General features: G+C 53.5%; 11 protein-coding genes and 1 pseudogene. 8 read left to right on the forward strand and 4 right to left on the reverse strand.

Annotated features, from left to right (window positions below):
- Nucleotides 1–122 precede the first annotated feature (122 nt).
- The gene (locus tag ACZ5ER_RS05075) at nucleotides 123–1,418 is read right to left on the reverse strand and encodes a phospholipase C (RefSeq protein WP_464934960.1); all 1,296 of its coding nucleotides are present in this window, start codon (nucleotides 1,416–1,418) and stop codon (nucleotides 123–125) included.
- A gap of 116 nt (nucleotides 1,419–1,534) precedes the next feature.
- Between ACZ5ER_RS05075 and ACZ5ER_RS05080 the strand changes: the two genes are divergently transcribed.
- The 8 genes and pseudogenes from ACZ5ER_RS05080 to ACZ5ER_RS05115 all read left to right on the forward strand — a co-directional run bounded on the left by ACZ5ER_RS05080 (nucleotide 1,535) and on the right by ACZ5ER_RS05115 (nucleotide 6,833).
- Nucleotides 1,535–2,218 carry an HAD family hydrolase gene (locus ACZ5ER_RS05080; protein ID WP_464934961.1) on the forward strand — a complete coding sequence of 228 codons (684 nt, stop codon included), beginning with the start codon at nucleotides 1,535–1,537 and terminating at the stop codon, nucleotides 2,216–2,218.
- Between the two features lie 42 nt (nucleotides 2,219–2,260).
- Nucleotides 2,261–2,833 (forward strand): hypothetical protein, encoded by a 573-nt coding sequence (locus ACZ5ER_RS05085; RefSeq protein WP_050002866.1) that lies wholly within the window; start codon nucleotides 2,261–2,263, stop codon nucleotides 2,831–2,833.
- Nucleotides 2,834–2,907: 74 nt separating this feature from the next.
- Nucleotides 2,908–3,585: a metallophosphoesterase gene (locus ACZ5ER_RS05090; RefSeq protein ID WP_464934962.1), complete on the forward strand. Its 678-nt coding sequence runs from the start codon at nucleotides 2,908–2,910 to the stop codon at nucleotides 3,583–3,585.
- Between the two features lie 46 nt (nucleotides 3,586–3,631).
- On the forward strand, nucleotides 3,632–4,336 hold the full coding sequence (locus ACZ5ER_RS05095) for a PrsW family intramembrane metalloprotease (RefSeq protein ID WP_050002868.1): 705 nt from the start codon (nucleotides 3,632–3,634) through the stop codon (nucleotides 4,334–4,336).
- On the forward strand, nucleotides 4,327–4,542 hold the full coding sequence (locus ACZ5ER_RS05100; protein WP_050002869.1) for a hypothetical protein: 216 nt from the start codon (nucleotides 4,327–4,329) through the stop codon (nucleotides 4,540–4,542). Before ACZ5ER_RS05095 ends, ACZ5ER_RS05100 begins: the two co-directional genes overlap by 10 nt.
- A 227-nt stretch (nucleotides 4,543–4,769) precedes the next feature.
- Entirely contained in the window at nucleotides 4,770–5,120 is a 351-nt protein-coding gene (locus tag ACZ5ER_RS05105; RefSeq protein ID WP_464934963.1) for a hypothetical protein, read from the forward strand.
- Nucleotides 5,121–5,189: 69 nt separating this feature from the next.
- Nucleotides 5,190–6,499 (forward strand): annotated as a pseudogene (locus tag ACZ5ER_RS05110) (RNA-guided endonuclease InsQ/TnpB family protein).
- A gap of 52 nt (nucleotides 6,500–6,551) precedes the next feature.
- The gene (locus ACZ5ER_RS05115; RefSeq protein ID WP_050002871.1) at nucleotides 6,552–6,833 is read left to right on the forward strand and encodes a hypothetical protein; all 282 of its coding nucleotides are present in this window, start codon (nucleotides 6,552–6,554) and stop codon (nucleotides 6,831–6,833) included.
- Between the two features lie 153 nt (nucleotides 6,834–6,986).
- On the opposite strand, the gene ACZ5ER_RS05120 is transcribed toward ACZ5ER_RS05115, so the two are convergent.
- The 3 genes from ACZ5ER_RS05120 to ACZ5ER_RS05130 are packed head-to-tail and all read right to left on the reverse strand — an operon-like array spanning nucleotide 6,987 to nucleotide 10,083.
- Nucleotides 6,987–7,334 carry a DUF1667 domain-containing protein gene (locus ACZ5ER_RS05120; RefSeq protein ID WP_050002872.1) on the reverse strand — a complete coding sequence of 116 codons (348 nt, stop codon included), beginning with the start codon at nucleotides 7,332–7,334 and terminating at the stop codon, nucleotides 6,987–6,989.
- Complete coding sequence (locus ACZ5ER_RS05125; RefSeq protein ID WP_464935107.1) at nucleotides 7,331–8,593, reverse strand: NAD(P)/FAD-dependent oxidoreductase; 1,263 nt, start codon at nucleotides 8,591–8,593, stop codon at nucleotides 7,331–7,333. Before ACZ5ER_RS05125 ends, ACZ5ER_RS05120 begins: the two co-directional genes overlap by 4 nt.
- Nucleotides 8,593–10,083: an FAD-dependent oxidoreductase gene (locus ACZ5ER_RS05130; RefSeq protein WP_464934964.1), complete on the reverse strand. Its 1,491-nt coding sequence runs from the start codon at nucleotides 10,081–10,083 to the stop codon at nucleotides 8,593–8,595. The genes ACZ5ER_RS05125 and ACZ5ER_RS05130 overlap by 1 nt, the downstream gene beginning before the upstream one ends.
- Between the last annotated feature and the right edge of the window lie 133 nt (nucleotides 10,084–10,216).

The raw sequence follows: 10,216 nt of genomic DNA on the forward strand, positions 1-10,216 counted from the left end.
AGCTTTAAAATGCTCATTGAAAGTTAGGTCTGGGGGATATATGCTTTGTGCTTGGGATTGGGGGACAGAAGGGGTACGTGCTGACAAAAATAGCTGTGATGAACAATGAAAAGGTAGAAAGGTCAACCGGTAACACCAACGTCCTCGAAGAACTTCTCCATAAGCCCGGCGACGGCCCTTATGTCGTACTGCATGACCTCATAAACCGCCCACTGGACTTTGGTGTACTCCCTTCCGTCGAGGGTCTTGAAGCCGCTCGGTGAGTTCACGTCAAAGTTGGCGTGGAGCTCTATGTTCCTTATAGCCCAGCCGTCCACGTCGTCATCGAGCCAGTCGTCCTTGTCCACGTGGGTGTATATGTAGACCGTGTCGCCTGGCACGGTGACGCGGGTGTCTTTAAGCGGGTTCGGGTCCTGGGAGTAACGGGCTATGAGGTTCCAGTTCTTGTCGTAAATCTCGACGTAGCCAAGTGTCTTGAAGTAGGAGTTCTGCATGTCTATGTCCTTGAAGACGAGGGTTATCGAGCTGGCTCCCTTGAACTCCAGCTTGAGGACGCTCTTATCGCCCTTCTTGAGGGTCTTTGTCCAGAAGTAGCTTCCGAGGTGACCGCGCTCGCTCCAGAGGTTGATGTCCTTGCCGGTTGAGTAGAGCATGTAACGCCAGGAGTTGTGGGCTATGAGGTCTGCATAGGCCCAGGCGACGCCGTGGGAAAGGTCCATGTGGCCGTTCTCGTTGTCGGCTATGTATATGTCCGCACCCATGATGAACTTCTGTTTCTCCTGCGGAATCTGCCACCACTTTATCGGCGTGAGGTCGAGGGGAACGCGGTCGTTGAGTATGTCGCCGGCAACGGCGGGGGATACCTCGTTCTCGACGAAGTCGTGGGCTTCTTCTGCATACGTGAACTCATCAAGAGTCTCAAACAGGTGAGGAGTCGTGTGGGCGATGAGCATGCTCATGTCCTCAAGGATGTGGACGGCCCTCCCGAGGTAGAGCATGGCCTCCTCCCTGTTGCCCTGCTTCCAGAGCTGGACAGCCTGCTCGTAGAGCCTCTGGGCCATGTCGGCGCCGGAGCTCTCGCGGTCTCCGAAGAGATCGACGGTTATCAGCTCGGCGTGGTCCATCGGGTCGAGGAAGTGGTACTGGCTCTGGAGCGTGTATATCTTCCCGTTGAACTCAATCTGGCCGCCGCGCCAGTCCTCATCGTAGGCGCCGTAGAGGAGCTTGTCCTGGTACTGCATGAGTATCTTACCGAGCTCGGGGTTGTCATTGTAAACGGCCTCTATGGCTTTGTAGGTCAGCTTCTGGTGGACGTTCATTGGGTTGTCGAGGGTCGGCCCATCGGTCGGCCAGGCGCCTGCGGTTCCGACTCCCAGCAGAACGGCCAGGATAACCAAAGCTGCTTTCAGCCCCCTCATTTTATCCCCTCCATTTTACACCTTTGCAGGCAGATGTGTTGTCTCTCCGGGGTTAATAAGTGTTCCCCCTGCAAAAGCTTTTAGAGGCACCCAGCGATGGCTTTGGGGGGATTATCATGATAATCGCGTTTGACTTCGACGGGACGCTCGTGGACAGCTACTCATGCATTGAAGAGGCATTCAAGAGGGCGCTTGAAAAGCGCTACCGCTGGCTACCAGGGAAAGCGCTGTGGGCTAAACTCCTGACTAAAATCGAGCTCCAGTTTGAGAGGCCGAGCCTTGGGGGCCACAAGAAGACCTACAAGCCACCCTTCTTCCTGAGGACGAGGTTCTTTGAGACGTGGTTCATCGAGAGGGCCAAGCTGAGCAAGCCAATCGACGACGCCCCGGAGCTCCTTAAGAGGCTCAAAGAGGAGGGGCACACCGTCATCTCGTTTTCAGCTGAGGACTTCATAGACGGCATGAAGGTCAAACGCTTAAAGATGGCGGGCATGTACGACCTCTTCGACGACGTCATCGTCTTCGGCAGGGAGATGACGCTCGACGAGGCATTCTGGCTCGTCAGGGAGAAGTACGGGGACGAAACATTCATCTGGGTGGACGACAAGCCCTGGCGCTTCATCGGGAGGGGAGACGAGAACACCGAGTTCGTGTGGTACTACTTCCCATTCACGGCCAGGTTCGTGGAAAAGAACCGCGAAAAGCTCGCGCTGATTCCACACCTCCACGTTATACGGGATTTGTGGAGCCTGTTTGATGTGATTGAGAACGTCCGGAAAGGAAAACGGCTGGAACGGTAAAGTATTTCTATGATGACTTCTTATTATTTTCGGGGGGTGCCGATGGGAAACTTTTTCCAGAGCAAAGCGACGATTTTAGCGTTGCTCGCGTTTGTCGCCATTGTAATCCTCTCAGTAGGCCCCTGGCGTGAGTACCTCGTGGGTACTATACAGCCCCCAGTTCCACAGGTGAGCGAGATATACCTTGGAACGTCTCCCCCTGAGGGAGACTGGCAGTTTGTCGTCAGTGACCAGTTGATAAGCGACTGTGCAGTTGCATACGTTTACAGCTTTGATCAGATGGGAGTTTTGGAGGTCTATGAGCTTGATTCCGGCACGCTAGAGGCCGTGGGCTTTTCCGGGATGGATGTGAACTGCACCGGAAGCGTTGTTCCCGGCTACCTCGCCGTGAACTTCACGAAGGAGCCGGGTATACTCTCCATCGTTGTCTGGGTGAGCAAAACCCCCTCGAGCGGGGCCGATGTCTACTTCACTGGGCTCGGAAGCTGGAAGTTCATAGAAGGCTCTTACAAAGGCTACGTGCCCCCTTCCATGGGGAAGGACTACCTGCTTCTGCCCCGCGAGGACGTTCTGGACATGATAAACGCGACCGGAATTCACTACATTAACCGCTAGATTTCTTGGTATTTACCTAAAACCTGTTTGGCTCCCCTAACAAACCTTAAAAAGAGCCAAGCGAAGCTCCGAGCATGAAGCCAAGACCCCTGCCTGAAAAGGCGTTGCTCCTTGGTAAGAGTCTCATAATAGCCGATGTTCACCTCGGCTACGAAGTAGCGATGGCAAAAGAGGGTTTTTACCTTCCCCGGGTCTTTCATGACGTCGTCGGGAGCTTGAAATCCCTCCTAGAGCGGGAGAAGCCCAAGCGGCTTATCGTGGACGGCGACCTGAAGCACTCATTTATTCCAGAGTGGCGTGAAAGGGCCGAGCTAAAGGCGTTCTTCGATGAGATAAGCCCGCTTGTGGAAGAGGTTGTCCTGGTGAGGGGCAACCACGATGTTGGAGTCCTCTGGCTGAGGGAGCTCGGCGTTGAGGTCGTTGACGAACTCGAACTCAATGGATGGAAGCTCGTCCACGGCCATAAGGTAGTTGAGGGCGAGCGCTTCATAATCGGCCACGAGCACCCCGCGGTGAGGCTGAGGGACGAGGTCGGTGCGGTCATCAAGCTTCCCGCGTTTCTGCTGGGCGAGAAGCTCATTGTCCTCCCCGCTTTCAGCCCCTGGGCCTACGGAAACGACGTCCTCAGGGAAATTGTCTCGCCCTTCCTGGGGTTCTACCGGGAAGATTTTAAGGTCGTGGTGCCCGCTGGCGATGAACTCCTCAGCTTTGGTAGGCTCTCCCGCCTTAGAGAGGTTCTCTCAAGACTCTGACGAAAGGTTTAAACTCCCCAAGGATTACATCCATAGGTGAATGCCAATGGACGTGCTTACGGCCCTCGTGTTTTTTGCATACGCTCCGGCACTCGCGGTGCTCTGGTACTTCTATCATAAGGACAGGTACGAGCCAGAGCCCAAGAGCTACGTCATAATGACCTTCCTGCTCAGTGCAACAGTATCCGTCGGAATTGCGTACGTGCTCGAGAGCGTTCTAACAATCGGGGGTTTAATCAAGCCGATACTCCCCGCAACGGCCTTCTATATGGCACTCGTTGCGGGTGTGGTCGAAGAGCCTGCCAAGGCGCTTGCACTCAGGCTTCCGTACCGGGCAGGGCAGATGGACGGCATCATGGACGGCCTTGTGTATGGTGTCGCCGCGGGCCTGGGCTTCGCAGCCACAGAGAACTTCCTTTACGGCCTTGGCTGGGGTCTGGGGGTAACTCTCGTCAGAGCCTTTCTAACGCCCTTCGCCCACGCTACATGGACGGCAATAATCGGAGTCGGCTACGGCCTCCTAGCGGAAGGCAAAACCTACTCACTGGCCCAGTTCTATGCCCTTGCGATAGTTCTCCACTTTGCCTGGGACTACTTCGCCTTCCTGAGCTTGACCGTCCCGGCGTACAACATAATGCTGATATTCCTTATCCTGGTGAACATCTCAATCATCAGGTACTTCCTCATCCTCGGTGAAGAAGAGGACAGGCAGAAGGCCTGGTACTACCTGTGGAGGAGGGGATGGCGGTGAACGAGGAAAAACTTGAGCAGGCGCTCTTCGAGGCCCGCCCCTACGTTGAGTACTGGTACAGGCTTGAGGCCCTCGTCAGGGAGCTCTGGAATGAGGCGACGGACGAGGAGAACTTCCTTCAGCTCCTTAATGAGGAACTTCAAAGGGCGGAGGAACCGTTTAAGACGGATTTGAAAATTTTCATACAGAAGTTTGAGGCGCTCTGAATTGTGTTCCTGAATGGATTTTTGTTTATAATTTTTCACAAAGGGAACTGGGAGGTTCTGAGATTCTTGATCCGTGGAGAGCTCATTAAGCTGTTCAGGCCTGAGGGGAGTTAGGGAGACTTTCCACTTTTTGCAAACTTTTTTAAGTAGTGTGTAAAATCTGCATACAAAAAGGTATTTAAACCAACTATCTTATCTACATTAGAAAACAATTGGAGGTAGTTATAATGAGGCGTGCAATCGCCTTCATTGTGATTGCCATTGTAGTGCTGGCAAGCGGATGTATCGGGGACAGCGTTGGTCTCACCGAGGAGAAAGTTCTTGAAGCAATCCAGAGCATAGAGACCGGGAAGTACGACCAAAACTTCTCAGTGAGCATGCAGTTCACAGACCCGGACACCAACAAGGAGATAACTCTCACGATGTCTGGCCGCTCTACCGGTGTTTTCAACAACACTGCCAGGCTGGAGAATGGGACGATGAACCTGACTGCCCATATGATGGGACTGGACGTTGGTATGAACTGGCCTTACATTTTTCTTTTGAAAGCCTCGCCCTTAAGGGCGGGGATGGAGTAAACAACCCAACAAGCCTCCAAACAGGAAAGCAATCTTTTTTAAAGCCCAAAAACCATACCATTCCTTGAAATGAAGCGAACAGTAACAGTAAAACTCCAGCCCCCAAAAGAACAAGCAAAAATCCTCCATCAGTTAGCCGATACTGGAGCTAAAGTCTGGAACCGAGTAAACTACCTGAGAAGACAACAATACTTCCAAGAGCAAATCGTGGACTTCAATTCAACCGAAAAAACCGTTTATGAGGAGTTTAAACGGGAAATTGGCTCAGCCACGGTTCAGCAAATAGCGAGGAAAAATGCTGAAGCCTGGCGTTCGTTCTTCTCACTCCTTCGCAAAAAGCGGAACGGAGAACTACTAGACTGGCTCAAACCAAAACCCCCAAACTATCTCAAAGAAGGCTGGCAGAGAAAACCCCTAATCGTCCTCAGGAACGACCAATACAAAATTGAGGACAATAAACTAATCCTCAAAGGCCTTGGAAAGTTCAGACGCCTCGAAGTCCAGTTTAAGGGGAGAATACACTTGAAGGGCAAGCAAGGACGCTTAGAGATAACCCACGACCCCGTTAGGAGAAAATGGTATGCTCACGTGAGCTTTACAGTCGAGGAAAAACTCGAAGGCGAAGAATGGGTAAGCGTTCCAAGGCAACCTAAAGGAAGCCTTTCGGCAGGAATAGACCTTGGAGTGAACAATCTCATGGCTGTTTACGTGGAGAATGGGGAAAGCTTCCTAGTGAACGGAAGGCCTTTGAAGAGCATTGATTTTTACTGGAGGAAGAAAATCGCCGATTACCAGTCAAAACTCAACAAGTCTGGAGCCAAGACGAGTAGAAGGCTTAAAAGAATGCACGGGAAGGCTAAACTCCAGGCTAAACACTACATTAACACGGCGGTAAGAGGAGCGGTTAAGAAGCTCTACGAGTTGGGCGTTTCCAAAATCGTGGTTGGTTATCCAAAGGGAATCACCAGAAACTCTGATAAGGGCAGTAAGCAGAACTTCCTCCTCTCTCATGTGTGGCGGTTTAATTATGTCATTAAACGTTTAACTGAGGTTGCGGAAGAGTATGGTATTCGGGTTGTGGTTGTGAATGAGGCTTTCACTTCTCAAACTTGCCCCGTTTGCGGGAAGCCTCATGAGGGGGCAAGGGTTGTTCGTGGTTTGTTTAAGTGTCCCGCGACGGGGCTTGTCTTTAACGCGGATTTAGTTGGAGCTTTCAACATTTTAAAGAAGGTTGTGAAAACCATAACCCCGAGCCTGCCGGGTTTGACGGTGGGTAGGGGTAACTGGCCGGAGACCCGGCCAGAGGGGTTCTCCGAACCCTCTTTTGGGGTTCGTTTTTGAGAACCCCTCAAACCTCCCTGCCGTTGGCGAGGGGTTAAGCCAAACCCTCGTCCTAGCTGAGGAGGAGGTCAGGTTCCGCCCAGTGAGGAATTGTCCTCGAAGGCTAAGGTCTCCCTCAACGTTGACTACATTCGAAATCTCCTTGAGGTCAAGAACGTCACCATAAAGGAGCTTTCCAGCGGGTATGCCTTCCGCGTGAACGTGACGTTCTGGGAGTTCATGAACGCCACAAACCAGAGTGAATACGTGGACGAGCTTTGGGGCGTGGATGGAGAGAGATTGGTTAACGTCACGACGAAAGCCGGCTGGGTCGAAGTTCACCTGACAAAGGACGGCATGCCGACCCTCATCGAGAAACAATGGAACTCGTGATAACTGTGGGGTGTATGGCGGAGAAACTACAGATATTCACATGACCATTCATGAAACCGTTGCCCTGTGGGGCATCAACGAGCCGATTAAAATAAAAACGCCAGAGGGAATAGAGAACGCGGGGAACTTTAAGAAAATATCCTGGTAAGGGGGCTAAGCCCCCCTCGTGGCCACTATTTTTATTCCTTCCCATTCGGCAACCGTTTCTCCGGCCTTCACCGGCGCCTTGAGTTTTAGATTTGCCAGGAACTTCATGAGCTCGGGAATCTTCTCCTTCGGCACCGGCTCGGCGGTCTTGACGCTCACCGTGGGCAGGGCGCCGCCTTCCACCGGCAAGACGCTCATCACTACCCTCTTCGGGTTCGTGACCTCCTGAACCGCCCACTCCTTACCGCGGGGGCACCTGCATCCCTTGACGTCCTTGACCTTCCCGTTCTCCACCTCGACTTCTATTGAACAGCCGAGGGGACAGACGATGCAGGTAAAGCGGTAGGTCGTCATGCCTTCACCACCTCCACGGTGAGCTTCTCGGTGTTTTTGATTTCCTCTGCCTTCAGCTTTATCCTGAGCATCTCCGCCGGCTTGACGACTGGGAGCCTCATCTTCTTGCCTATCTCTGGAATCCTGAGCTCAATGTCCTCCATCGGCTTGGACACGCGCAGGTAGAGGTAAACGTCCCCCTCGCCGCTGAGGTAGTGGGGCGCAAGCAGGCGGACGTTTTCGCCCTTCTCCACTTTAATCCACTTTTTGCTCTCTATTCCCCCCTTCTCGATGAATTCTTTAGCTCCTTCAGCCGCCAGTTCACCCTGCTCGGCAACGTAGTCAACGAGGTCGTTTATCAGGAGCGAGTTCCCGGCAACGAATATCCCCGGGACGCTGGTTTCCAGCCTGTCGTTCACGACCGGTCCGCCCGTTGCGGGGTCAATCTCAACCCCTATCTTCTTCAATTTTTTAACGCTCGGGACGAGACCTGCAGATATTATCAACGTATCCGCCTCAATCCAGAACTCGCTTCCCGGGATTTCGTTGAGGTTCTCGTCAACCTTGACAACCTTTACCCGCTCAACGCGGCCTTTTCCGCGGACTTCCACGACCTTATGGCTCAGGTAGAGTGGAATATCGAAGTCCCTGAGTATCATGACGTTTCTGGCGAGTCCGCCCGGATATGGCATCAGCTCTATGACTGCCTTGACCTTCGCACCTTCGAGGGCAAAGCGGCGCGCCATTATCAGGCCGACGTCTCCGGAGCCGACGATGACGATTTCCTTCCCGGGCAGAACCCCGTAGATGTCCATGAGCGTCTGGGCTTCTCCAGCGGTGTAGATTCCCGCAACCCTGTCGCCGGTTATGCCAATCTCGAAGGCGTGCCTTTCCCTCGCTCCCGCCGCATAAATAATGGCCTTAGCCCAGACCTGGTAGACTCCACTCGGTGAGGTGAATATTACGACCTTCTCGAGGTCGGAGTAGTTCTTTATTTCCAGAACCCTCGCGGCCGTTTTATACTCAACGCCCAGCTCGACAAGCTTCCTGGCGAGACGCGAGGCAAACTCAGGCCCGGTCAGCTCCTCCTTGTAGTAGTGAAGCCCGAATCCTGGGTGAATGCACTGGGGGAGTATTCCGCCGAGATAATCATTCTCATCGAGTAAAAGGACGTTAAGGCCGAGCTCCTTAGCCCTCACCGCGGCGGCCATTCCAGCAGGTCCGCCGCCTATTACAACGACGTCGTAGCTCAGCATCGGAATCTGGGGGAACGGCTCCATCATGCTTCCTCCCCCCTGAGAAGGGCCTTGACGTCTCCTATTCCAATCTCGCTTCCCTTACCCTTCAGCGTGACCTTCCACGGCTCGACGCCGTACTCCCTGGCTAGGAGCTGTATTATCTTCGGCCTGCAGAAGCTTCCCTGACAGGTTCCGGTTGTTGCCTTTGTCCTGAACTTGACAGAATCCACGCTCGGTGTTTTAACGCCGATGAACTTCATCCTCTCGATGGCCTCCAGAATGTCCCCCTCGCTGACGTTGTTGCACCTGCAGACGATTTTTCCATAGGCGGGGTTCTTCTTTACGGCCTCGTTCGCCTGCTCTGGTCTCATCATGAAGAAGTGGGTAATCTCCTTCCTGTAGGGGTTCCACTTCTCCTTTTCCTTCAGCTCGATTCCAAGGTCGCGCTCGATTATGCCCGCCACCTCGTGGGCTATCGCAGGGGCGCTCGTCAGGCCGGGTGAGCGTATTCCAGCGACGTTGATGAAGCCCCAGACCTCTTCCTCGGCTTTGATTATGAAGTCCCCTCCAGTCGGCTCGGGCCTCAGACCTGCAAAAGTCCTGATTACCTTGCTTCTTGGGGGCAGCTGCGGCCAGAGCTTCTTGGCCCCCTCCCAGACCTGCTCAAGGCCCTCCTTGGTCGTGGCGAGGTTTTCTTTCTCCTCGGGCGGTAAATCCTGGGCGTTCGGCCCTATCATCAGGTGTCCAGAAATCTCGGTGGTCACGACTATTCCCTTGCTTATCGGCGTCGGCGTCGGGAAGAGGACGCGCTTCGGCCCGGGAACGTCGTCGTCAAAAATCCAGTACTCACCTTTCCTCGGGTGGATTTCGAAGTAGTCTATGCCTGCCATTCTCGCTATTCTGTCCGCGTAAAGACCCGCTGCATTGATAACGATGTCCGCCTCAATGAAGCCGTTGTTTGTTTCAACACCCTTAACCTCGCCGTTCTCGACCTTTATCTCCCTGACCTCGGTCTCAAGGTGGGTCTTGACTCCGTTAGCCACAGCGTTCTCGACGAGAGCTATAACGGCTGGAATCGGCCCAATCTGGCCGACTATCGGAACCCAGAGGGCACCTATTGCTTCCCTCGTGAGGTTAGGCTCCAGGTGGAAGACCTCCTCCCGGTCAACGAGCCTCATCTCGGGGACGCCGTTCTGCCTCCCACGCTCAAGGAGCTTCTCAAGCTCGTCGAAGTCCTCTTCCTTCAAAGCGACTATCAGAGCCCCGTTCCAGACGTGTGGAATCTCAAGCTCCTTGACCCACTGGTGCCAGAGCCTGTTTCCCCTTATGCACAGCTTCGCCCTCATCGGGTACTTTTTCGGGTCGTCGTCGTAGCCGCCGTGGATTAAAGCCGTGTTGGCCTTGCTCACACCCCAGCCGACATCGGGGGCCTTCTCTATCAGGTGGACTTCAAGGTTCTCGTACCTGCTGAGAACCCTTGCTATGCTCGCACCGCTAATACCCGCGCCTATTATAGCGACTTTCGTCTTCATAAGGGTCACCTCAATCTTACCTCAGAAACGGTGTTGATGTTTTAAAGCTTTCCTTAACCTTTAGTTTGCTGAAAAAAGCCTGGAAAGGACTTTTTAGGACATTAGGAAAAAGGACAGAGGCGAACAGGAAGCA

The organism is Thermococcus marinus (assembly GCF_055389025.1).